This is a genomic window from Geodermatophilus sabuli (genome assembly GCF_900215145.1).
Lineage (GTDB): Bacteria > Actinomycetota > Actinomycetes > Mycobacteriales > Geodermatophilaceae > Geodermatophilus > Geodermatophilus sabuli.
The window spans coordinates 128,138-149,344 of the sequence record NZ_OBDO01000004.1 but is presented as its reverse complement, the minus strand read 5'-3'; the positions used below and the strand labels follow the sequence as shown (position 1 = coordinate 149,344).

Here is a 21,207-nt window from a genome sequence, read left to right as displayed (position 1 = left end):
TCCCCCGGCCGCGGACGGCGACCGCGCCGCGCGGCCGCCGGACCGCGCCGGGATGGGATGCTGGGGCCGACCGCGGCGACGGCGCCGGTGGTCCCAGGCCCCGTCCGACCGGCGCGGGGCGGTTCACGCGCGGAAGCGCCGGGCGCACGGGAGGCGACGGTGGGCGCAGTCGTCCCGGACACGCTGGAGCGCGCGCCCGACGCACCCCACCCGGCGCCCCGGGTCGCCCGCGGGCTGCGGTTGCCCTGGCGCACCCTGCTCGCCGCCGCCGGCGGCCTGCTGCTCCTGCTGGCGTTCCCCGGCTCCGGCGTGTGGGCCCTGGCCCCGCTCGGGCCGGCCGCGCTCGCGCTGGCCGTCCGCGGGCAGCGGGCCCGCGGCGGCGCCTGGCTGGGCCTGGTCTTCGGCCTCGCCTTCTTCGTGCCGCTGCTGTCGTGGAGCGGCATCTACGTCGGCGCGTTCCCCTGGCTGGCGCTGGCGGGGTGGGAGGCGCTGCACCTCGCGCTGCTCGGCGCCGCGGCCGCCGCCACCTCCCGACTGCCGCTGTGGCCCCTGTGGGGCGCCGCCCTCTGGGTGGCCGACGAGGCGCTGCGCGGCCGGTTCGTGCTCGGCGGCTTCCCCTGGGGCCGGCTCGGGCTGAGCCAGACCGAGGGGCCGTTCCTCTCCCTGGCCGCCTTCGGCGGTGTGCCACTGGTCAGCTTCGCCGTCGCGCTGACCGGCACCCTGCTGGCCGCGGCGCTGGTCGCCCTGCGGGGCGGGCGGGGTCCGGCCCTGCGCGCCGCCGCCCTCGCCGCGGCCGGCGCCGTCGCGGTGCCGGTGCTCGGCTGGCTGGCCTGGCTGCCGCTGCCCGGACCGTCGCTGACCGAGGGCGGGCCGACGGCCACCGTCGCCGTCATCCAGGGCGACGTGCCCCAGCCCGGCCTGGACTTCAACGAGCGGCGGCGGGCCGTCCTGGACAACCACGTGGCCCGCACCTTCGAGCTGGCCGAGGCGGTGACCGCCGGCGCGCAGCCGCGGCCGGACGCCGTCATCTGGCCGGAGAACAGTTCCGACATCGACCCCTACCTCAACGAGGACGCCGCCCGGCAGATCGGCCGCGCCGCCGCGGCGATCGGCGCGCCGATCCTGGTCGGCGCCGTCGTGGACGGCCCGGGCCGCTTCATCAGCAACACCGGCATCGTCTGGGACCCCGAGGACGGGCCGGGCGACACCTACGTCAAGCGCCATCCGGTGCCCTTGGCCGAGTACGTGCCCGCCCGCGACTTCTTCCGGTTCTTCAGCGACAAGGTGGACCTGGTCCGCCGCGACTTCGTGCACGGCACCGAGGTCGGCGTCCTGGCGATGGGCGGCGCGCGGGTCGGCGACGTGATCTGCTTCGAGGTCGTCTACGACGGCCTGGTGCGCGACGTCGTCGAGGCCGGCGCCGGGATGATCGTCGTCCAGACCAACAACGCCACCTTCGGCTACACCGACGAGAGCGAGCAGCAGCTGGCCGCCAGCCGGCTGCGGGCGGTGGAGTTCGGCCGCACCGTCGTCGTCGCGGCGACCAGCGGCATCTCCGCGATCGTCGCCCCCGACGGGTCGCTGGCCGCCCGCTCGGAGCTGTTCGAGCCGGCCGTCTTCGTCGAGGACGTCGCCCAACGCGACTCCACGACGCTCGCCGAACGGCTCGGTGCCGCCCCGGAGTGGACCCTCACCGCCCTCGGCGCCGGCGCGGTGCTCGCCGTCGCCGTCCCGGCCCTCGCCCGGCGCCGGACCCGCCGGAGCGCTGCATGACCGGGGTGCTCGTCGTCGTCCCCACCTACGACGAGGTGGACAACCTCGAACCCATCCTGGAGCGGCTGCACGCCAGCGTCCCCGACGCGCACGCGCTCGTGGTGGACGACGGCTCGCCCGACGGCACCGGCGAGCTGGCGGACCGGCTGGCCGCCCGCGACCCCCGGGTGCACGTGCTGCGCCGGACGGCGAAGACCGGCCTCGGCCCCGCCTACGTCGCCGGCTTCCGCTGGGGTCGGGCCCGCGGCTACGACGTGCTGGTCGAGATGGACGCCGACGGCTCGCACCACCCCGAGCAGCTGCCCGGCCTGCTCGGCGCGCTCGACGGCGCCGACCTGGTGCTCGGATCCCGGTACGTGCCCGGCGGCCGGGTGGAGGACTGGCCGGCGCACCGGCTGCTGCTGTCCCGCGCCGGCAACCTCTGGACCCGCTGGGCGCTGCGCCTGCCGCTCGCCGACGCCACCGGCGGTTACCGGGTGGCGCGCGGCGCGCTGGTGGACCGGCTGCCGTTCGACGACGTCGCCAGTCAGGGCTACTGCTTCCAGGTCGACTGGGCCTGGCGGGCCGTGCGCGCCGGGGCCCGCGTGGTCGAGATCCCGATCACCTTCACCGAACGGACGTTCGGCAGGAGCAAGATGAGCGGCTCGATCGTTGGAGAGGCATTGGTACGGGTCACCTGGTGGGGCCTGCAGGACCGGCTGGCCGACTGGCTGCCGGGCCGGGTCCGCCGCCCCGTACCGGAACGGGTCCGCGGTGGCGGGCGGTCGAGCACGGTCCGGTAGGCGGGCCGGGACCGCCGGCCCGGGCGGGTCGAGGAGTGCCGTGGGTCGCCGCGTGCGGATCGGAGCCGGGCTGCTGGCGCTGGCCGAGATCGTCGTCTTCGTGCTGGTCGCCGGGTGGATCGGCGTCGGCTGGACGCTGCTGGCCACCCTGGCCACCAGCGCCCTGGGCTGGGTCCTGCTGGCCCGCCAGGGCACCCGGGCACTCACCGAGCTGCGCGACCGGGCCCGGGAACGCCGGGCGCCGGGCCGGGCCCTGGGCGATGCCGGGCTGATCGGCCTCGGCGGGCTGCTCATGGTGCTGCCGGGCTTCCTCGGCGACGTCGTCGGCCTGCTGTGCCTGCTGCCGCCGACCCGCTTCCTGGTGCGCGGGCTGCTGGCGCGGGTGCTGGCCGGCCGGCTGCCGGCCGAGCTGCGCGGCCCCGTGCACGTGCGCAGCCGCCGCGCCGAGGGTGTGCCGCCCGCCGGGCCGCCCCGTCCCGGCGCCCCGCTGGTCATCGAGGGGGAGGTCGTCCGGGACGAGCCCGCGCGGGACGACGCCGCCGGCCGCTGACCGCGGCGCTCCCGCAGCACCCGGGAGAGCCGAAACTCCATCGGCCCGGGACGCCGAACGGCCCCGGTGGGACATCCCACCGGGGCCGTTCGGTACGTGCGGGTGCTGCTCCTAGCTGGCGCGGGTCCGCCGGCCGCGGAGCACCTCCAGGCGCTCGGCCAGGACCTCCTCGAGGTCCTCCACCGAGCGGCGCTCCAGGAGCATGTCCCAGTGCGTCCGCGGCGGCTTCACCTTCTTGGGCGCCGGCTCGGCGCCGCCGACCAACTTGGCCGCGGAGCCGTCGAACTTGCACTCCCAGGTGTCGGGGAGCTCGGCGTCGTCAGCGAAGGGCACGGAGAACAGGTGACCCGAAGGGCACCGGTACTCCGCGTACTGGCGCTCGATCGGCGCGGTGTTCCGCTCGGTCTCGTAGCTCACGCTGCCCAGTCGGCTGCCCCGCAGGGAACGCTCGCCCATGGCACACCGTCCTCTCGTGCTGAAGGTGTCGGTCGGTACTACGTCGTCGCAGGCGGGGGGGTACCCACCGGACGGCGTGGTCGAAAGAGACAACGACGGATTTCGCGGAGAGATTCCGCAGAGTCGGTTCACCATCATCGCATGGAGTGGTATAGGGCTGCGCACCCACCCCCCGACGGGTGAGGTCAGGGCAGGGCGAGCTGCCCGGGCCCGACCACGGCGGGCCCGAGCTGGCCCAGCACGTGGTGACGCCGGCAGAGCACCTGGTAGTGCACCCCGGGGTCCGGGCCGGCCGCGGGGGAGGGCTCGTCCGGGGCGGGGGTGGGCGCGGTGTCGGCGACGACGACGGTCTCGCCCTCGCGCACCATCGCGCCGTCCACCACCCGGGCGTTGAGCAGCCCGGGCAGGCCGCACCAGCAGAGCACCTCGACCTGGATCCGCTGCACGTCGTCGGCCACCTCCAGCAGCCGCTGGGTGCCGGGGAACAACCGGGCGCGGAAGTCGGTGGTCAGGCCGAAGGCGTAGACGTCGACGTGCGAGTCGTCGACGAGCTCGGCGAGCTGGTCGACCTGCGCGGCGATGAGGAACTGCGCCTCGTCGACGATGAGGTAGTCCACCCGGTGGCCCTCGGCCCAGTGCGCGCGGACCAGCAGCCGCAGGTCGGTCGCCGGCCCGACCTCGGTGGCCTCGCGGGACAGGCCCACCCGGGAGCTGATCAGCGGCCGCGACGACCGGTCACCCTGGGTGAGCAGCAGCCCGCGGCGGCCCTGCCGGCTGTGGTTGTGGTCCACCTGCAGGGCGAGGGTCGACTTGCCGCAGTCCATCGGCCCGTGGAAGAAGCGCAGGTGCGCCGGGGCCGGGTGCCGCCGGCGGTCCCCGGCCACCGGCACCGCGGTCACCCGTCGCTCGGCGTCCGGATCGGCGTCGGGCAGGGGGCTCACAGGCGCTCCGGGGGGGTGTTGCCGGCCGCGAGGACCGCGCGGCGGATCGGGAGGGCGGCCAGCGCCACGAAGCCGGCCACGAAGAACACGACCAGGCTGACGATCGCGTACCGGTAGGACCCGGTCAGCTGGTAGGTCAGCCCGAACGCCAGCGGTCCCAGCCAGCTGGTGCCGCGGTCGCTGATCTCGTAGAAGCCGTAGTACTCGGCCTCCTTGCCCGCCGGGATCAGCTGGCTGAACAGCGACCGGGACAGCGCCTGCGTGCCGCCCTGCACCAGCCCGATCACCGCGGCCAGGGCGTAGAACTGCGCGACCGCCCCCTCCTGGAGGGAGTAGGCGGCCAGGAGCACGCCGATCCAGGCCACGAGGCTGCCCAGGACGACCCGCTTGGCGCCGTACCGGCCGGCCAGCCGGCCCAGCCCGAGCGCCCCGGCGATCGCCACCACCTGCACCATGAGGATCGCGCCGGTGAGCACCGACTGGTCCAGGCCGAGCTCCTCGGTGGCGTAGGTGGCCGACAGCGCGATGACGGTCTGGACGCCGTCGTTGAACAGCAGGTAGGCGCCGAGGAACCACAGGGTCAGCGGGAACGCCCGCATCTCGCGCAGGGTGGTCGCCAGCTGCCGGAAGCCGCTGCGCGCGCGGGCCGCGCCGGTGTCCCGCACCGGCCGGTTCCGCAGCCGGGACACCGTGAACACGGTGAAGCCGCCCCACCACAGCCCGGCGGTCGCCAGGCAGATGCGGACCGCCTCGCCGGTGGTCAGGCCCAGCGACGGCGCGCCCAGCACCAGCCCCAGGTGGACGGCGAGCAGCAGGGCCCCGCCGACGTAGCCGAAGGCCCAGCCGCGGCTGGAGACGGCGTCCCGCTCGTCGGGCCCGGCGAGGTCCGGCAGCCAGGAGTAGTAGACGACCGTGGCCGCGCCGAAGCAGATGTTGGCCACGACGAACAGCGCCGCGCCCAGCAGGTAGCGGCCGTCGGCGACGAAGTACATGCAGGTGGTGGCGAGCGCACCCAGGACGGCGAAGGCGGCGAGCATCTCCCGCTTACGGCCGGTCCGGTCGGCGACCGCCCCGGTCAGCGGCAGCACGAGCACCTGCAGCACGACCGACAGCGACAGCACGTAGGAGAACCAGCTGCCGGGCGGGATGGACAGGCCCAGGACGTCCAGCCGGCCGTCGGGGCCCGCGGCCTCCTCGGCGACCGACGTCAGGTACGGCCCCAGGAAGACGGTGGTGACGCTGGTGTTGAACACCGACATCGCCCAGTCGTAGGAGTACCAGCCGAACCGCTCCCGGCGCAGGGCCGGGCCGGTGGCGGGGGCGGTCGGGGAGGCGGCCGTCGTCACGGGCGCAGGGTGTCAGCCGGGCCCGTGACGGTCCAGCACCGGCCGGTCACGGGATGTCGCCTCACGGGATGTCGTCCGGCACCACGCCGCCCGGGAACGCCGCCGTGGCCGTCGTCGGCCGGGTCGGGTCGACGTAGGCGGGCCGGTCGGCGGGTTCCCCGGCCCGCAACGGCGCCAGGCCCCGGGTGATGGCCGCGGCGATCCGCGCGCGGGCCCGGTTGGCGTCGCCCACCCGGCCCGGCTGCAGGTCCTCGAAGAACACCGGTGGGCCGATGTGCACCTTGAGCGCCGGCTGCCGCCAGAAGGCCCGCAGCAGCGTGCGCAGCTTGCCCCAGTCGTTGGCGTACTGGAGGACCTCGTGCGCGCCCCACTGGCTCACCGGGATGACCGGGACGTCGGCGGCCAGCGCCATGCGGGCCAGCCCGGTCCGGCCGCGCTCGGGCCAGCCGTCGGGGGAGAGGCCCACCCGGCCCTCGGGATAGGCGACGACGTGCCCGCCGTGCGCCAGCGCCACCCGGGTCACCGTCAGCGCGTGCGCGGCGACGTCGGTGCCGCGGTCGACGCGGATGCCGCCGGACCGCTCCAGCAGGGGACCGGCGACCGGCGAGCGCATGATCCCGCCGGTCGCCATGAACCGCGGCGTCACCCCGGCCTTGTGCAGCGCCACCGCCACGACGAACGTGTCGAAGTCCCCGATGTGGTTGACCGCCAGCAGCAGCGGCCCCTGCAGCCACTCCTCCCGGATCGAGCCGGTGACCTGCACGCGGCCGAACACGCTGGGCAGCCACGAGAGCCGGCGCAGCGCGAACCGCCAGAACCACCACGGCGGGGACGCCGCGATCGCCAGCTCGCGAGCGAACCACTCCGGGTCGTCCGGGCCCACCAGGTGCGCGACGTCCGCCGGCAGCGGCGGGGGCTGCGGCCGCCACGCGCGCACGCGCTCGCCCAGGCCCCTCACCGCGGCGACCACTGGCCGCGCTTCTCCAGCAGCTCCCGCACCATCGCCGGGCGGTCGGTCATCACGCCGTCCACGCCCAGGTCGAGCATCGCCGCCGCCTCCGCCTCGGTGTCGACCGTCCACACGTGCACCTGCAGGCCGCGGGCGTGCGCGGCGGCCAGGAACCGCTCGTCGACCAGTGCCCGCCCCCCGAGCTGCAGCGGCACCTGGGCGCAGCCGGCCTGGATGCGCACCAGGCCCGCGGCGCGGGGGGAGTAGGACGACAGCCGCAGCGCGGCCACCCCGCGCGGGCCCAGCGAGGTGCACACCGACGGGCCGAACAGCCGGCGAGCCGCGGCGATGCGCGCGTCGGAGAACGAGCCCAGGCAGATCCGGTCCTCGACGCGCAGCCGCCGCACGGTCCGGACCAGCGGCGCCAGCACCCCGGCGGCCTTGATGTCGAGGTTGAACCGGACGTCGGGCCACGCGCCGAGCAGCTCCTCCAGCCGCAGGATCGGCTCCCGTCCGCCGATGCGGGCCGCGGACACCTCCGACCACGGCAGCTGGTCGACCCGGCCGGTGCGGTCGGTGACGCGGTCGAGGAGGGCGTCGTGGAAGACGATCGGCACGCCGTCGGCGGTGACCCGGACGTCGGTCTCCAGGTAGCGGTAGCCCAGCGCCACGCAGGCCTCGAAGGCCGGCAGGGAGTTCTCCAGGTGCTCGATCGCGCCACCGCGGTGGGCCATGGCGATGGGGGTCGGCCCGTCGAGGAACGCGTACCGGGCGGGGACCACCCCGACACGCTAACGCCGCGCCGTGCGGCGCCGGTCAGGGCCTCGCTCCACCGGCCCCGCCCGCCCCGTCCACCCGACCGGCGACCGCGGCGGCCATCCGCTCGACGATCCGCTCCAGCACCGGCCGCGGGGTGGCCAGGTTGAGCCGGACGTGTCCCGCCCCGGGCGCTCCGCACTCGGGGCCGTCCACGAGCGCGACCCCGGCGCGCTCGAGGAAGAACGCGCCGGGCGACCCGGGCAGGCCCAGGGCGCGGCAGTCCAGCCAGGCCAGGTAGGTGCCCTGCGGCGGGCTCCACCGCACCCGCGGCAGGTGCTCGGCCAGCAGGTGCCCCAGCCGCCGCCGGTTGCCGTCGAGGTAGGCCAGGACGTCGTCCAGCCACGGCCGCCCCTCGGTGTAGGCGGCCGTGGCGGCGAGGACGCCGAGGGTCGAGGCCCCGTGCACGGGGAGGAAGCCGACCCGCGCCCAATGCTCGGCGTCGGCCTCGTCGGACAGCAGCAGCTGGGCGGCCTTGAGGCCGGGCAGGTTCCACGCCTTGGACGCCGACGTCGCGGTGACGGTGTGCCGGGCGGTGACGGGGGAGAGCCCCGCGTAGGGGCGGTGGGCCGCCTCCGGGTACACCAGGGGCGCGTGGATCTCGTCGGCGAACACGCGGACGCCGGCGCGCTCGACGACGTCGGCCAGGGCCAGCTGCTCCTCGACGTCGAAGACCCGCCCCAGCGGGTTGTGCGGGTTGGTGTGCACCAGCAGCGCCCCGCCGGCGGCGAAGGCGCGAGCGATGCCGTCGAGGTCGTAGGTGGCCCGGCCGTCCCGCTCCACCATGGGCACCTCGATCAGCTCGCGGCCGAGCAGCCCGGGCACGGTCAGGAACGGCATGTACGCCGGCGTGGGCAGGACGACGGCGCTCCCGGGCGGGGTGAAGTACTCGATCGCGGCCTGCAGCCCGGCGACGACGTCGGACAGCGGCGTGATCCACTCCGGCGGCGGCGCCCAGCCGTAGCGGTCGCGGTACCAGCCCGCGCAGGCCCGGGCCATCGCCGACGCCGCCTCCGCGGTCAGGTAGCCCAGGGCGCCCCGGTCGACGGCCTCGTGCAGCACCCGACTGACCTCCGGCGCGGTGCCGAAGTCCATCTCCGCGACGAACGCCCCGATCGCGGTCCCGTAGCGGGTCCACTTCAACCCGCCCGCGGCGCGCAGCGCCTCTTCGGTCAGGGCGTCGAACCCCGCCGCCGGTTCCTGGGGCACCGCGCTCCTCCCTCAGCGCCCGCGTCCGCGTGTCGGGCGTGTCCCTCGGTGCTGTCAGTGGTGCCGTCTACCGTGCGGACCGTGGCCAAGCAGCACACCACCCAGGTGACCGACGAGGAGGCGACGACCGGCACCGGGCTCCCCAGCCCCCGGCAGGGGAGCGGAGCCGAGCGCCGCTGCGGGTGGTGCCGCCGGGTGCTCCCGCAGCAGGGTTCGGTCGGGCGACCGCGGCAGTACTGCGGGCAGGCGTGCCGCCAGCGGGCCTACGAGCAGCGGTCGGCGACGGCCAAGGCCGGCCTGTCCGGTGACGTCGTCCTGGTCACCCGCGCGGAGCTGGACGGCCTGCAGGACCGGCTGTACCAGCTGCGCTGCGCCCTCGAGGACGTCCAGACGCTGCTGACCGAGCGCCCCACCAAGGCCGAGCTGGAGCGGTCCCTGGCCGATCTCGTGCGCTCCACCGGCCGGCTCGACCGGCTCTGGGTCTCCGAGCGCGCCGCCGGCTGATCCCGCGTCAGCCGTCGTCCTCCTCGTTGCCCTCGCCCTGCTCGACGCCGTCCTCCGGGTCGGTGAGGTCGGGCACGTTGTCCTGCGACTGGTCGGACTCCTCGTTGGTGTTCTCGTCGGGCTGGTCCCCGCTGTCGGTGGTGCCGTCGTTCTGATCCTGCCCGGCGGCCTCACAGGCGGTCATCGTCGCGCCGCCACCGAAGAGCGCCAGGGCGGTCATCAGTGCGGCGATCGGGCGTCGGAGTTGCATGTCTCCGACCCTATGCAGCACCCGCACGGCGCGCCCGTCGAACGTCCGACCCAGCCCTGTTTCCGTCACAGTGACGGAATGGTGGGTGGATGGATCGGGTCCGGGGAAGGGGTGGGCACGAGCACTCGGGGACGCTGCCCGGGGTGTCGATCCGACCGGGTCATGATCATCAAGGGTCCAGGTGGAGGTCGGGTGCCGGTCATGGCCGACGCGGTCGGACGGCGGACGGCGGACGGCGGACGGGTGGACGGTCACGGGCCCGGTCGACACGACGGAACAGACCGGACGCCCGACGAACCGAGCCGGAGCAGGCCGTCTGGGGCCCACTCAGCCTGCCTGCGATAAACCGCCGATAATGTACATTATGTCAACTAGCGAGGATCAGGAGCGCCGGTTGCCGCTGTCGCGCCACCCTCCCCGACCGGCTACGCCAGCGTCAGGACGTCGTAGTCGGCGAAGCGCCGGTCCGCGGTGACCAGCACCAGCCGGCGCCGGCGGGCCTGGGCGATGAGCATCCGGTCGAAGGGGTCGTCGTGGTGACGTGGGAGCGCGCCGGCGGCCAGCCCGTCCTCGACGGTGACCGGCAGCGGGTCGAAGCCGTGATGCGCCAGTTCCGCGACCAGGTCCTCCGGCGCCGTGAGCTTGCCAAGGGCAGCCTTGATCGACATCTCCCACGCCGACGCGGCGGACACCGCCACCGCCGCGCCCGGATCCGCGATCGCCTCCCGCATCGTCGGGGTCAGCCGATCGTCCTCACCGAGCCACCACAGCAGGACGTGCGTGTCGAGCAGCAGCGTCACGAGCCGCTCTCGCCCCGGAAGGCGGCCAGCACGCTCTCCGGTGTCTCGTCGAAGTCGTCGGCGATGAAGACCCGCCCTCGCCAGGTGCCGGGGACCCGGGGTTCGCGGCGCACCGCGACGGGGACGAGGCGGGCCACCGGCTTGCCCGCCCGGGCGATGACGACCTCCTCCCCCTGCTCGACCGCCTCGAGCAGGCGGGACAGGTGTGTCTTCGCCTCGTGGACGTTCACCGTCTGCGCCATCCCCCCAGGCTAGGACCAAGTCGGACTAAGTCAACCAGCCCAGCCCTCCTTTCGTCACAGTGACGATGAGAAGCGGAGCCCGGCACCGTCGGCCCTCCAACACCGACTGGACCAGGAGGCCCATCCCATGCCGAGCACGATCCGCCCGATCATCGTCACCGCCGACCTCGACCGGCTCCTCACGTTCTACACCGGCCTGCTGGGCGCCACGGAGGTGATGCGCTTCCCCGAGGAGGGGCCGGTCTTCTACGTCGGCCTGCAGCTCGGCGACTCCGAGCTCGGCCTGTCGGCCGACACCTCGGTCGTCCCCGGCGAGCCCGGCCGCATGCTGCTCAGCGTCGAGGTGGACGACGTCGACGCCCGTCTGGCCCGGGTCGAGGCGCTGGGCGGCCGGGCACCGAGCCCGGCCAACGACATGCCCTGGGGTCAGCGGGTCGCCCACATCACCGACCCCGACGGCAACGTGGTCAACCTGACCCGCACCCTCTGACCGGCCCGTCCAGCGCGAAGGGGGACGACGCCGGCAGCACCGGGGCGTCGTCACCGGTGCCTCGTCCGCCCCTCAGCGGGCGGAGACGGCGACGCGGACGCCGAGTGCGACGAGCACGGTGCCGGTGACCGCCTCCAGCCGCCGCCGGATCCGCGGCCGGCGGAACCACGCCCCCGCGCGGGCCACCGCCGCGGCCAGGCCCAGGTAGAGCCCGGTCTCCAGGGTGATCTGCAGCAGCCCGAGCAGCGCGGTCGTGGCGAACACCGGCCCGTCGGCCGGCACGAACTGCGGGTAGAACGCCAGCATGAAGACGGCGGCCTTGGGGTTGGCCAGCTGGACGAGCAGCCCCTCGCCGAACGCCGCCCACCACCGGCGCCGGCCCAGCGCAGCCGCGGGCGGGACGGGCGCGTCGGGCGTCCGGCGGTCCCGCCACGCCGTCCGCCACGCCCTGATGCCGAGGACCAGCAGCACCGCCGCGCCCACGACCCGCAGCACGAGGTAGGCGACCTCGGAGGCGGCGACCAGGACCGCGAAGCCGGCACCGGCGAACAGCGCCCAGGCGTAGAGGCCCAGTTCCAGGCCGAGCACGGTGGGCACCGCGCCGCCGAGACCGCGCAGGGCCGCCCGGCGGAGGATGAGCGCCATCGCCGGCCCCGGTGAGGCCGAGATCAGCACGACGGCCAGCACGAACGCCGGCAGCGACCCCAGCAGGTCCATGCCGGCGATGGTCTCAGCCGCCGGGCCGGGCGGGCGACCGGTTTGCGCTGCGGGCGATGACGGCCGCCACGCCGTCGAGGTAGCAGCCGAGGGCGAAGCGGAAGCCGGTGTCGAGCTCGCTCCCCAGCTCCCCGGCGTCCCCGGGCGGGGCGGCGTCGAACACCCCGGCGGTGACGGCGCGGGCCAGGGCCGGGAAGCGGTCGGGGTCCAGCAGGGAGCCGAGGGTCGCGCCGTACCCGCGGCCGGCGCCCTCGGGGTCCGCCGCGTACCCGCGCTCGAGGTCGACGGTGAACCGGGCCTGTCCGTGCACCATCGGCAGCAGCCCCATGAGGACGGCGATCCGCTGCCCGTCGTCCAGCGGGGTGTCCTCCAGGGCGGCCAGCCCCCGGTCGAGCCAGGCGAGGTTGCCCGGCCCCATGGGGGGGCCGTCGAAGGCGACGTCGCGGAACCACGGGTGCCGGCGCAGGACGGCGAGCACCCCCAGCGCCCAGGCGGTCAGCCGCTGCCGCCAGTCCCCTTCGCCCAGGCCGGCCGGCGGCTCGCCGCGGCCGTCGCCGAGTCGGCGACCCTCACGGGCCGCTGCATCCGGCTGTCCCGCCGCGACGTCGAGGCGCTGGTCATGGCGGTCGTGCTGCCGCTGCTGATGATGGCGCTGTTCGTCTACGTCTTCGGCGGCGCGCTCGCCGGCCGGGCGGCCTACGTGACCTACGTCGTCCCGGGCATCGTGCTGCTCTGCGTGGGCTTCGGCGCGGCGTCGACGGCGCCCGCGGTCGCGGCCGACATGACCAGCGGCATGGTGGACCGGCTCCGGTCGATGCCGATCGCCGGCTCCGCGCTGCTGACCGGGCACGTGGTGGCCAGCGTCGCCCGCAACGCGGTGGCCACGGCGGTCGTCCTCGCCGGTGCACTCGCCATGGGGTTCCGCCCGGACGCCGGCCCGGTGGAGTGGCTGGCCGCGCTCGGCCTGCTGCTGCTCTACGTGCTGGCACTGTCCTGGCTGGCCGCCGGCCTGGGCGCGATCGCCTCCAGCGTGCAGTCGGCCAACGCGCTGACCTTCGCCATGCTGTTCCTCCCCTACCTGAGCAGCGCCTTCGTGCCGACCGAGACGCTGCCCGGCGTCCTCCGGGCCGTCGCGGAGCACCAGCCCATCACGCCGGTCATCGAGGCGGTCCGCGGGCTGCTCACCGGGACGCCGGTCGGCTCGGCCGGTCCACTCGCCCTCGCCTGGTGCACGGGACTGCTCGGGGGATCCGTGCTCCTCGCCGTGTTCTTGCCCCGTCGCCGTCTTGCCGAGTGAGTGTTGGGGATAACGGATCAACCGCTCCGGCGGGTCACGGGGTGCTCCCAGGCCGGTGCGGTTGACTTCCGCCCGTGGACGTCGTCGAGGGGTTCTGGGCGCGGGTGACCACCCCGCTGCCCGACCTCCCTGCGCCGGTGCTGCTCGCTGCCCTGATCGCGGCCGCGGTCGTCGTCGGCACCCCCGCGCTGTGGCGACCGGCGCGGAACGTGGTGACGATCGCGCACGAGGGCGCGCACGGGGTGGCCGCCCTGGTGACCGGGCGGCGGCTGGCCGGCATCCGGCTGCACTCCGACACCTCGGGGCTGACCGTCTCCGCGGGCCGGCCGACCGGGCCCGGTATGGTGCTGACCTGCGCCGCGGGTTACGTGGGTCCGGGCCTGTTCGGCCTGGGCGCCGCCGCGCTGCTGGCGGCCGGGTACGCCGTCGGGCTGCTGTGGGCGCTGCTCGGCCTGCTCGCGCTGCTGCTGGTGCAGATCCGCAACTGGTTCGGCCTGTGGTCGGTGCTGGCGACCGCCGCGGTGGTGGCCGCCGTGACCACGTGGCTGCCACCGGACGGCCAGGCCGCCTTCGCCGCCGCGGGCACCTGGTTCCTGCTGCTGGCCGCCCCGAGGACGGTGGTCGAGCTCCAGCGCGCCCGCCGGCGCCGGGTCGCACCGGACTCCGACGCCGACCAGTTGGCCCGCCTCACCCGCCTGCCCGCGCTGCTGTGGGTGGGGCTGTTCCTGCTCGTCGACGTCGGCGCGCTGCTGCTCGGCACCTGGTGGCTGCTCGGGACCGGCTGGACGGGCTGAGCCGGCCTCACGCCTTCCCGCGCCGCCGGGGGGCGGCGCCGGCCGGCTGGCACACCGGCTCCACCTGCGGCGCCGGCGGGATCTCCGCCACCACCTCGTGCTCGGACACGGTGATCCGCCGACCGTGGTGGTGGACGTCGAGCGGCTCGCCCTCCGACAGCCGGTAGGTCGCCTCGGTCGGCGTCACGGCGACCAGCAGGCACCGGCCCTGGTAGTTCAGCCGGAACCGCAGGCGGCTGATCCGCTCGGGCAGCCGGGGCGCGAACTGCAGCCGGCCGTCGTGGTCGCGCATCCCGCCGAACCCGGCCACCGCCACCGTCCAGCCCCCCGCCAGGGAGGCGATGTGCAGCCCGTGCCCGGAGTTGCCGTGCAGGTTGTGCAGGTCGGTGAGCGTCGCCTCGCCCCAGTAGTCGTAGGCCAGCTCCAGGTGACCGGTCTCCGCGGCGACCACCGCCTGCTGGGTGGCCGACAACGAGGAGTCCCGCACCGTGCGCGCCTCGTAGTAGGCGAAGTCGGCAGCCTTCTCCTCGGCGGTGAAGGCGTCCCCCCGCAGGTGCAGGGCCATCACCAGGTCGGCCTGCTTGACCACCTGCTTGCGGTAGATGTCGAAGTACGGGTAGTGCATCAGCAGCGGGTAGTGGTCGGCCGGGGTGCCCTCGAAGTCCCACTCCTGGTGGTGGGTGAACGCCTCGGACTGCATGTGCACGCCCAACCGGTTGTCCCACGGCACCCGCATCAGCCGCGCGGCCCGCAGCCAGTGGGCCACCTCCTCCTCGGTCACCTCCAGCCGGCCGGCGACGTCGGGCTGGCGCTCGGCCGCCGCGGCGGCCTCCCGCAGGTTCCGCTGCGCCATGAGGTTCGTGTAGACGTTGTTGTCCACGACCGCCGTGTACTCGTCGGGGCCGGTCACCCCGTCGATCCGGAAGCCGTCCTCGGCGTCGAAGTGCCCCAGGGACGCCCACAGCCGCGCCGTCTCGATGAGCAGCTCGGCCCCGTGGTCGCGGTCGAACTCCTCGTCGAGGGTGGCGTTGTGGTACCGGACGACGGCGTCGGCGATGTCGGCGTTGATGTGGAACGCCGCCGTCCCGGCCGGCCAGTACCCCGACGTCTCCTCTCCGCGGATGGTGCGCCACGGGAAGGCCGCGCCGCGCAGCCCGAGCACCCCGGCGCGCTCCCGGGCCAGCTCCAGCGTGGAGTGCCGCCAGCGCAGCGCGTCGCGCGCGGCCTCGGGGGCGATGTAGGTCAGTGCGGGCAGGACGTAGGTCTCGGTGTCCCAGAAGGTGTGCCCGTCGTAGCCCGGGCCGGTGAGCCCCTTGGCGGGGATCGGCTGGCGCTCGGCCCGCAGGCCGGCCTGCAGCAGGTGGAAGACGCCGACCCGCACCGCCTGCTGCATCTCCTCGTCTCCCTCGACCTCGACGTCCGCGTGCAGCCAGTGGGCGTCGAGGACCTCGCGCTGCTCCCGCAGCAGGCGCTCGAAGCCGGCCAGCTTGGCCGTCGCCAGCGCACCCTCGACCTGGTCGCGCAGGGCTGCCGCCGACCGACGGGAGGACCACCCGTAGGCCAGGTACTTCACCATCCGCACGGACGAGCCCTGCGGCAGCCGGGCGGCGAGGGTGAACCGGGCGAGGTCGTCGGTCGCCTCGACGTCCTCGGTGGAGGTGTCGGGCACCTCGACGACGTGGTCCATGCCGGCGGCCATGCGCAGCCGGCTGCGCTTGGTGCGGTGGACCAGCACCGCGCGCTGGCCGCGGGCCACGGCCAGCTCGCTGACCAGTGGGCGGGCCAGGGCCGCGGCGGCGCGCGGGTCGTCGCCCTCCGAGCCGCTCTCGACCGGCTCGTTGGCCAGCAGGTCCGACTGCAGGGCGACGTAGAGGTCGCCGTGGCCGTCGGTGCACTCCACCGCGTACTCGATGGCGGCGATCGACCGCCGGCGCAGCGAGACCAGCCGGGTGCTGGTGACCGTCACGGTGCGGCCGTTGGGCGAGCGCCACTCGGTGGTGCGGCGCAGCACGCCGCGGCGCAGGTCGAGGGTGCGGCGGTGGGAGACGATCTCGCCGTAGTCGAGGTCCAGCGGGGTGTCGCCGACCAGCAGCCGGATCAGCTTGCCGTCGGTGACGTTGACGACCGTCTGGCCCTGCTCCGGGAAGCCGTACCCGGCCTCGGCGTAGGGCAGCGGCCGCTCCTCGAAGAAGCCGTTGAGGTAGGTGCCCGGGACGACGACCGGCTCGCCCTCCTCGAACGACCCGCGCATCCCGATGTGCCCGTTGGCCAGCGCGAACACCGACTCGTTCACGGCCAGTGAGGCGTGGTCGAGACCGATCTCGGTGAGCGACCACGGCTCGACCGGGAAGGTGGGGCGTCCCTCCGTCACGTCTCCTCCTCGCTGGCGGTCGTCGGCGTCGGAACCGGTCGTGCGGTGCCCCCGGGCGACCTCGCGGGCTCGGTCATCCCCGGGCCGCCATCAGCTGCTCGAGGTCGGTCACGACGACGTCGGCGCCGGCGGCCGCGAGCGCGTCGGCCTGCCCGACCCGGTCGACCCCGACGACGAAGCCGAACTCGCCCGCCCGGCCGGCGGCCACCCCGGCCAGCGCGTCCTCGAACACCGCGGCCTCGGCGGGGTCGACGCCCAGCGCGCGGGCGCCGGCGAGGAAGGTGTCGGGCGCCGGCTTCCCGCGCAGCCGCCGCTCGGCCGCGACGACGCCGTCCACCCGGGTGTCGACGAGGTCGGCGAAGCCTCCGGCGGCCACCACCTGTGCCCCGTTGGCCGAGGCGGTGACGACCGCGGTGGCCAGCCCGGCGTCCTTGACCGCCTGCAGGTAGCGCACGGACCCGGGGTACACCTCGACGCCGTGCTCGGCCAGCTCGGCGAGCACGAGCTCGTTCTTGCGCAGGCCCACGCCGTGCACGGTCGCGGCGTCGGCGGGGTCGCCCCCCTCGCCCTCGGGCAGGGTGATGCCACGGCTGGCGAGGAAGTCACGCACCCCGTCCAGCCGCGGCTTGCCGTCGACGAAGCGGTTGTAGTCGTCCTGGCCGAACTCCGCGGCGGTGGGGTCCCGTCGCCGGAGGAACTCGTCGAAGGTGCGCTTCCAGGCGGCGAAGTGGACCGTGGCCGTCCGGGTCAGGACGCCGTCGAGGTCGAACAGGCAGGCGCGGATGGAGCCGGGGAGTCCGAGCACGGTGCGACGCTACCGGCGCCGGACGACACCCGCCGGGCCGGGAAACCCGCTGTTCACCGACGCGCGGCCGGGTGCGCCGGTGCCTAGGGTCGGGGACCGGAGGCACTCCCCCACCCCGGGGGGCCGTCCCCGTCCACCCGAGCCGAGGAGCAGACCCCATGGCCGAGCGCCCGACGCCGCCGAACCCCTTCGAGTTCCTGCCGCAGGTGCCCAGCTTCGAGCTGACCAGCACCGACTGCGCCGACGGCCGCCCGCTGGGGCGGCCGCACGTCAGCGGGGTCATGGGCGCGGGCGGGGAGGACCGCTCGCCGCAGCTGTCCTGGTCCGGCTTCCCCGAGGGCACCCGCAGCTTCGCCGTCACGGTGTTCGACCCCGACGCCCCCACCCAGAGCGGCTTCTGGCACTGGGCGGTGGCCAACATCCCGGCCACGGTCACCGAGCTGCCCGGCGGCGCGGGTGACCAGGGCGGGGGCGGGCTGCCGCAGGGCGCGGTGCAGCTGCGCAACGACGCCGGGTTCGCCGGGTACGTGGGCGCCGCTCCCCCGGCCGGGCACGGCCCGCACAGGTACCTGATCACGGTGCACGCGGTGGACACCGACGCCCTCGACGTCACCCCGGACACCACGCCGGCCGTGCTGGGGTTCAACCTGTTCGGCCACACCCTGGCGCGCGCGACGCTGGTCACCACCTACGAGCAGGACTGACCCGATCGGGGGCCCCTCCTCGACGCAGCGCGAACCGACGGGTGCCCTCGGCCACGGACACGCGTCCGGTGATTGAACCTTGAAGCTCCCCGCCGGAACGTGGGCACCATGGGGTCATGGCGACTGCCGCGACGTACCGGCTCCGCCCGCGGACCGCGGGCGTGCTGCCGGTCGTCGCGCTGCTCCTGCTGCTCGCCGTAGGGGCCGGCGCCGCTCCCGCGGCGGCCGGCGGGCTCCCGGCCGCCCAGGTCGTGCCCGCCGTCACCGCCGCCTACGGACCGACCGGCACCCTCGCCGTCGTCCTCGCCTGGCAGGAGGTCCCGGCCGAGGGGCTCTCCCTGCGTGCCGCCGAGGCCCGCAGCGCCCGCGTGTCCGCGGCCACGGCGGGCAACGACCTGGCCACGCGGCCCTTCCCGACCGCCTCGCTGGTCAAGCTGTTCCTCGCCGAGCAGCTCCTGCACCTGGCCCGCACCGGCGCGGTGGTCCTCTCCCCCGACGACCTGCGGCGCATGGCCGACATGGTCCGTCGGTCCTCCGACGCGACGGCCTCCGACCTGTGGGTGCGCTTCGACGGCAACCGGCTGGTGCGCGACGTCGCCGCCCGCTACGGCCTGTCCGGCACCGCTCCCCCGCGCGCGTCGGGCGAGTGGGGCGAGACGACGACGACCGCCGAGGACCTCGCCCGCTTCCTGGCCCGGCTGCCCGTGGTGGCCGACCCGGACGACGCGGCGACGCTGACCGGCTGGATGGGCGCGGTGATGCCGGTGGCCGCCGACGGCTTCGACCAGCGCTTCGGCGTCCTCGGAGCCGCACCGGGCGCCCCGGCGGTCAAGCAGGGCTGGATGTGCTGCCTGGCCGGGAAGCGCCACCTGCACTCGGTCGGCCTGATCGGGACCCAGGTCGTGGTGCTGCTCAGCGAGGTGCCGACCGCGGTGGGCTGGCAGGCCGCGCGGGCGGCGCTCAGTGCCGCCGCCGCGGCGGTGCCGGTGACGTCCGGGCCCTGAGGGGCGACCGCCGGCCGGCCTCAGCCCGGCCGGCCCCGTTCCGCCGCCGCGGCACCGGTGCCGGTTCCGGGCAGCCCCGTGTCGGACTGCTCGGTGTCGGGGAGCTCGGTGTCGGGCAGCTCGGTGTCGCACAGCTCGGTGTCGGCGAGGTCGCCGTCCGGCAGGTCGGCCACGCCGACGGTGGCCAGCCAGGCGAAGCCGATGCGCTCGTACACGCGGGCGACGTCGTCGTCCCCGGCGACGAGGAAGACCAGCTCGGCGGTCTCGCGGGCGTGCGCGGCCAGCGCGGAGGCGAGCCCGGCGCCCAGGCCGCGCCCCCGCAGCCGCGGCAGCGTGGCGACGCCGGTGATCTCGCTGACCTCGGTGCCGTCGACGTCGACCGGATGGTGCGCGCCGACCGCGACCGGCTCGCCACGCTCCACCGCCACCATCATCACGGTGCGCCCGGTGGCGATCCGCTCCCGCAGGACCGCGCTCCGCGAGGACTCCGGTACCGCCTCGACCGCGGCGTCACCGACGTCGGCCCGCGGCCCGGGGTGGGCGAAGGCGATCGAGACCAGCTGCTGGTAACGGGGCAGCTCAGGGTCGTCGGCGCCCACCAGGTACAGCCGCACCCCGTACGGGAGCAGCAGGTCGACCGGGTCGGCGGCGACCAGCAACGGCGACTCGTCCACGGCCAGGCCGGCCGCGCGCACGGCCGCGGCGGCCGACGGCGCGGACTCGCACACCCACTCCAGCGCCACCGGCAGGCCGGCGCGCTGCTGCACGGCGACGGCGGCGCGGACGTCGTCCGTCGTGACCCGCTCGCCCGGCCGCGGCCGGGCCGGGTAGGGCCAGTCGGGGCTGCCGACCGGGACGTCGAGCGCGCCGGCGGTCTCGATGCGGGCGTCGGGCAGCGGCGCGGCGGCGAAGTACCGCTCGATGCACTCGAGCAGCCCGGGCGACGTGGGCACACCGGCACCCTAGACGGGGGCGGCTCCCGCACCGGCCGTCCCGGCTCCGGGGACCCCCGGCCGGGTGAGGGGAGCCCGGTGACCGGCACGATGGTGGCGTGACGGCAGGCACACGACCTCAGGTCTCGCCCTACGCGGTCTTCGACCGCGACTCGTGGCGGGCGCTCGCCGCAGGCGCGACGCTGCCGCTGGACGAGGGACAGCTGCGGGCGCTGGCCTCCCTCGGCGACCGGATCGACCTCGACGAGGTCTCGACGGTCTACCTGTCCCTGGCCCGGCTGCTCGACCTGCACGTGGAGGCCAGCCGGCGGCTGTGGGCGGCCCGCAGCGAGTTCCTCGGCGACGCCACGGCCAAGGTGCCCTACGTCATCGCCGTCGCCGGCAGCGTCGCCGTCGGCAAGAGCACCACCGCCCGGCTGCTGCAGACCCTGCTGGCGGCCGGCCCCAGCGCACCCCGGGTGGACCTGGTGACCACCGACGGGTTCCTGCTGCCCAACGCGGAACTGGAGGCGCGGGGGCTGCTGGGCCGCAAGGGCTTCCCGGAGAGCTACGACCGGCGGGGGCTGCTGCGGTTCCTCGCCGCGGTGAAGTCCGGCCGCGGCGCCGTCAGCGCCCCGCTGTACGACCACCAGGCCTACGACATCGTCCCCGGGGCCGCGCAGGTCGTGGACGGTCCGGACATCCTCGTCATCGAGGGCCTCAACGTGCTCCAGGCCGGGCGGCGGGCCGACGGCAGCACCGCGGAGGTCTTCCTGTCGGACTACTTCGACTACTCGGTCTACGTCGACGCGGCGGAGACCGACATCCAGGGCTGGTACGTCGAGCGCTTCCTGGCCCTGCGGCGGACGGCGTTCCAGGACAGCTCGGCCTACTTCCACCGGTTCGCCGGCCTGACCGACGCGCAGGCCCGGGACACCGCGCTCGGCATCTGGGCCGCGGTCAACGGCCCCAACCTGCGCAGCAACATCGTGCCCACCCGCTCGCGAGCCCGCCTGGTGCTGCAGAAGGCCGCCGACCACAAGGTCCGCCGCGTCCTGCTCCGCAAGATCTGACCGCCGCCGGGTCGTGGCCCGCCCGGGCCGGTGCACGCCGGCCATGGCGAGTCCTGACGACCCCATGGGGTGAGGTCGTGAGGTTCGTCACCTGACAGCGGACGCTGTCGCGCCCACACTCGGGAGCATCTGGTCACCGGACCAACACACTCAGTGAACCCGGCTCCCCGCCGGGCCGATCGGAGAGATCCCGATGTGCGCCCACGTATCCCCCTGCCCCGACGCCTCCAGCGACCAGCGTGACCTCGCCGCGGTGGTGAGCAGCCACCCCGAGCAGGGCTGGAACCTGCTCTGCAACGGCGTCGTCCTGTTCGACGACGACGGCGAGCTGCTGCCCGACGGGCGCGCCGTCGCCGACCACCGCGCCTGGCGGGTCCCCCAGCTCGCCTCCCGCTGAGCGGG

At 75.3% G+C, this 21,207-nt stretch carries 25 protein-coding genes; 11 read left to right on the top strand and 14 right to left on the bottom strand.

The window, feature by feature from the left end; translation table 11 throughout:
* Positions 1-159: 159 nt before the first annotated feature.
* From lnt to CRP39_RS11145, 3 genes are read left to right on the top strand one after another with little or no spacing between them, the layout of a single operon-like run.
* Positions 160-1,773 (top strand): apolipoprotein N-acyltransferase, encoded by a 1,614-nt coding sequence (lnt, locus tag CRP39_RS11155; RefSeq protein ID WP_245853787.1) that lies wholly within the window; start codon positions 160-162, stop codon positions 1,771-1,773.
* On the top strand, positions 1,770-2,555 hold the full coding sequence (locus CRP39_RS11150) for a polyprenol monophosphomannose synthase (protein ID WP_097206460.1): 786 nt from the start codon (positions 1,770-1,772) through the stop codon (positions 2,553-2,555). Before lnt ends, CRP39_RS11150 begins: the two co-directional genes overlap by 4 nt.
* Positions 2,556-2,595: 40 nt before the next feature.
* Positions 2,596-3,105 (top strand): FxsA family protein, encoded by a 510-nt coding sequence (locus CRP39_RS11145; protein ID WP_097206459.1) that lies wholly within the window; start codon positions 2,596-2,598, stop codon positions 3,103-3,105.
* Between the two features lie 111 nt (positions 3,106-3,216).
* On the opposite strand, the gene CRP39_RS11140 is transcribed toward CRP39_RS11145, so the two are convergent.
* The 6 genes from CRP39_RS11140 to CRP39_RS11115 form a co-directional block, all read right to left on the bottom strand.
* A complete protein-coding gene (locus CRP39_RS11140; RefSeq protein ID WP_097206458.1) occupies positions 3,217-3,561 on the bottom strand; it encodes an RNA polymerase-binding protein RbpA in 345 nt (114 codons plus the stop codon).
* 185 nt (positions 3,562-3,746) lie between these two features.
* Positions 3,747-4,502 carry a thymidine kinase gene (locus CRP39_RS11135; protein WP_097206457.1) on the bottom strand — a complete coding sequence of 252 codons (756 nt, stop codon included), beginning with the start codon at positions 4,500-4,502 and terminating at the stop codon, positions 3,747-3,749.
* Complete coding sequence (locus tag CRP39_RS11130; protein ID WP_097206456.1) at positions 4,499-5,848, bottom strand: MFS transporter; 1,350 nt, start codon at positions 5,846-5,848, stop codon at positions 4,499-4,501. The genes CRP39_RS11135 and CRP39_RS11130 overlap by 4 nt, the downstream gene beginning before the upstream one ends.
* 61 nt (positions 5,849-5,909) lie before the next feature.
* Positions 5,910-6,806, bottom strand: coding sequence for a lysophospholipid acyltransferase family protein (locus tag CRP39_RS11125; RefSeq protein ID WP_245853785.1), 897 nt, complete (start codon positions 6,804-6,806; stop codon positions 5,910-5,912).
* Entirely contained in the window at positions 6,803-7,579 is a 777-nt protein-coding gene (locus CRP39_RS11120; protein ID WP_097206455.1) for a glycerophosphodiester phosphodiesterase family protein, read from the bottom strand. The genes CRP39_RS11125 and CRP39_RS11120 overlap by 4 nt, the downstream gene beginning before the upstream one ends.
* Positions 7,580-7,613: 34 nt before the next feature.
* Positions 7,614-8,822 carry a MalY/PatB family protein gene (locus tag CRP39_RS11115; RefSeq protein WP_216359698.1) on the bottom strand — a complete coding sequence of 403 codons (1,209 nt, stop codon included), beginning with the start codon at positions 8,820-8,822 and terminating at the stop codon, positions 7,614-7,616.
* 81 nt (positions 8,823-8,903) lie between these two features.
* On the opposite strand from CRP39_RS11115, the gene CRP39_RS11110 reads away from it, so the two are divergent.
* Positions 8,904-9,326: a hypothetical protein gene (locus tag CRP39_RS11110; RefSeq protein WP_245853783.1), complete on the top strand. Its 423-nt coding sequence runs from the start codon at positions 8,904-8,906 to the stop codon at positions 9,324-9,326.
* Between the two features lie 7 nt (positions 9,327-9,333).
* Here CRP39_RS11110 and CRP39_RS11105 read toward each other — a convergent pair whose 3' ends face one another.
* From CRP39_RS11105 to CRP39_RS11095, 3 genes are all read right to left on the bottom strand, one after another.
* A complete protein-coding gene (locus tag CRP39_RS11105; RefSeq protein WP_097206454.1) occupies positions 9,334-9,576 on the bottom strand; it encodes a hypothetical protein in 243 nt (80 codons plus the stop codon).
* A gap of 425 nt (positions 9,577-10,001) precedes the next feature.
* Positions 10,002-10,376 (bottom strand): type II toxin-antitoxin system VapC family toxin, encoded by a 375-nt coding sequence (locus CRP39_RS11100; protein WP_097206453.1) that lies wholly within the window; start codon positions 10,374-10,376, stop codon positions 10,002-10,004.
* On the bottom strand, positions 10,373-10,618 hold the full coding sequence (locus tag CRP39_RS11095) for a type II toxin-antitoxin system Phd/YefM family antitoxin (RefSeq protein WP_097206452.1): 246 nt from the start codon (positions 10,616-10,618) through the stop codon (positions 10,373-10,375). Before CRP39_RS11095 ends, CRP39_RS11100 begins: the two co-directional genes overlap by 4 nt.
* Positions 10,619-10,745: 127 nt before the next feature.
* Between CRP39_RS11095 and CRP39_RS11090 the strand changes: the two genes are divergently transcribed.
* Positions 10,746-11,108, top strand: coding sequence for a VOC family protein (locus tag CRP39_RS11090; protein ID WP_097206451.1), 363 nt, complete (start codon positions 10,746-10,748; stop codon positions 11,106-11,108).
* Positions 11,109-11,180: 72 nt separating this feature from the next.
* On the opposite strand, the gene CRP39_RS11085 is transcribed toward CRP39_RS11090, so the two are convergent.
* Both CRP39_RS11085 and CRP39_RS27190 read right to left on the bottom strand, forming a co-directional pair.
* Complete coding sequence (locus CRP39_RS11085; RefSeq protein WP_097206450.1) at positions 11,181-11,825, bottom strand: LysE family translocator; 645 nt, start codon at positions 11,823-11,825, stop codon at positions 11,181-11,183.
* Between the two features lie 13 nt (positions 11,826-11,838).
* Positions 11,839-12,303, bottom strand: a complete 465-nt coding sequence (locus tag CRP39_RS27190; protein ID WP_245853781.1) for a TetR/AcrR family transcriptional regulator C-terminal domain-containing protein — start codon at positions 12,301-12,303, stop codon at positions 11,839-11,841.
* On the opposite strand from CRP39_RS27190, the gene CRP39_RS26785 reads away from it, so the two are divergent.
* Positions 12,280-13,122, top strand: coding sequence for an ABC transporter permease (locus tag CRP39_RS26785; protein ID WP_216359697.1), 843 nt, complete (start codon positions 12,280-12,282; stop codon positions 13,120-13,122). The two genes, CRP39_RS27190 and CRP39_RS26785, sit on opposite strands and share 24 nt — an antisense overlap.
* A 74-nt stretch (positions 13,123-13,196) precedes the next feature.
* Positions 13,197-13,916 (top strand): M50 family metallopeptidase, encoded by a 720-nt coding sequence (locus tag CRP39_RS11070; protein WP_097206449.1) that lies wholly within the window; start codon positions 13,197-13,199, stop codon positions 13,914-13,916.
* Between the two features lie 7 nt (positions 13,917-13,923).
* Here the strand turns inward: CRP39_RS11070 and CRP39_RS11065 are convergent, their stop codons facing one another.
* Both CRP39_RS11065 and CRP39_RS11060 read right to left on the bottom strand, forming a co-directional pair.
* Complete coding sequence (locus tag CRP39_RS11065) at positions 13,924-16,287, bottom strand: glycoside hydrolase family 65 protein (RefSeq protein ID WP_097206448.1); 2,364 nt, start codon at positions 16,285-16,287, stop codon at positions 13,924-13,926.
* 73 nt (positions 16,288-16,360) lie between these two features.
* On the bottom strand, positions 16,361-17,092 hold the full coding sequence (locus tag CRP39_RS11060; RefSeq protein WP_097206447.1) for a beta-phosphoglucomutase family hydrolase: 732 nt from the start codon (positions 17,090-17,092) through the stop codon (positions 16,361-16,363).
* A 158-nt stretch (positions 17,093-17,250) separates the two neighbouring features.
* Here CRP39_RS11060 and CRP39_RS11055 point away from each other — a divergent pair, with 158 nt between their 5' ends.
* Entirely contained in the window at positions 17,251-17,796 is a 546-nt protein-coding gene (locus CRP39_RS11055) for a YbhB/YbcL family Raf kinase inhibitor-like protein (protein ID WP_097206446.1), read from the top strand.
* 116 nt (positions 17,797-17,912) lie between these two features.
* A complete protein-coding gene (locus tag CRP39_RS11050; RefSeq protein WP_097206445.1) occupies positions 17,913-18,800 on the top strand; it encodes a serine hydrolase family protein in 888 nt (295 codons plus the stop codon).
* Between the two features lie 20 nt (positions 18,801-18,820).
* Here the strand turns inward: CRP39_RS11050 and CRP39_RS11045 are convergent, their stop codons facing one another.
* Entirely contained in the window at positions 18,821-19,753 is a 933-nt protein-coding gene (locus CRP39_RS11045; RefSeq protein ID WP_097206444.1) for a GNAT family N-acetyltransferase, read from the bottom strand.
* A gap of 98 nt (positions 19,754-19,851) precedes the next feature.
* Here CRP39_RS11045 and coaA point away from each other — a divergent pair, with 98 nt between their 5' ends.
* Positions 19,852-20,805, top strand: a complete 954-nt coding sequence (gene coaA / locus CRP39_RS11040; RefSeq protein ID WP_097206443.1) for a type I pantothenate kinase — start codon at positions 19,852-19,854, stop codon at positions 20,803-20,805.
* Between the two features lie 193 nt (positions 20,806-20,998).
* Positions 20,999-21,202 (top strand): DUF5999 family protein, encoded by a 204-nt coding sequence (locus CRP39_RS11035; protein WP_097206442.1) that lies wholly within the window; start codon positions 20,999-21,001, stop codon positions 21,200-21,202.
* The last annotated feature ends 5 nt before the right edge of the window (positions 21,203-21,207 follow it).

Bases quoted from the DNA above. Each gene is read 5' to 3' on its own strand.
- CRP39_RS11150 (WP_097206460.1), top strand. From the start codon at position 1,770: ATGACCGGGGTGCTCGTCGTCGTCCCCACCTACGACGAGGTGGACAAC.
- CRP39_RS11140 (WP_097206458.1), bottom strand. From the start codon at position 3,561: ATGGGCGAGCGTTCCCTGCGGGGCAGCCGACTGGGCAGCGTGAGCTAC.
- CRP39_RS11105 (WP_097206454.1), bottom strand. From the start codon at position 9,576: ATGCAACTCCGACGCCCGATCGCCGCACTGATGACCGCCCTGGCGCTC.
- CRP39_RS11095 (WP_097206452.1), bottom strand. From the start codon at position 10,618: ATGGCGCAGACGGTGAACGTCCACGAGGCGAAGACACACCTGTCCCGC.
- CRP39_RS11090 (WP_097206451.1), top strand. From the start codon at position 10,746: ATGCCGAGCACGATCCGCCCGATCATCGTCACCGCCGACCTCGACCGG.
- CRP39_RS11085 (WP_097206450.1), bottom strand. From the start codon at position 11,825: ATGGACCTGCTGGGGTCGCTGCCGGCGTTCGTGCTGGCCGTCGTGCTG.
- CRP39_RS11055 (WP_097206446.1), top strand. From the start codon at position 17,251: ATGGCCGAGCGCCCGACGCCGCCGAACCCCTTCGAGTTCCTGCCGCAG.
- CRP39_RS11050 (WP_097206445.1), top strand. From the start codon at position 17,913: ATGGCGACTGCCGCGACGTACCGGCTCCGCCCGCGGACCGCGGGCGTG.
- CRP39_RS11035 (WP_097206442.1), top strand. From the start codon at position 20,999: ATGTGCGCCCACGTATCCCCCTGCCCCGACGCCTCCAGCGACCAGCGT.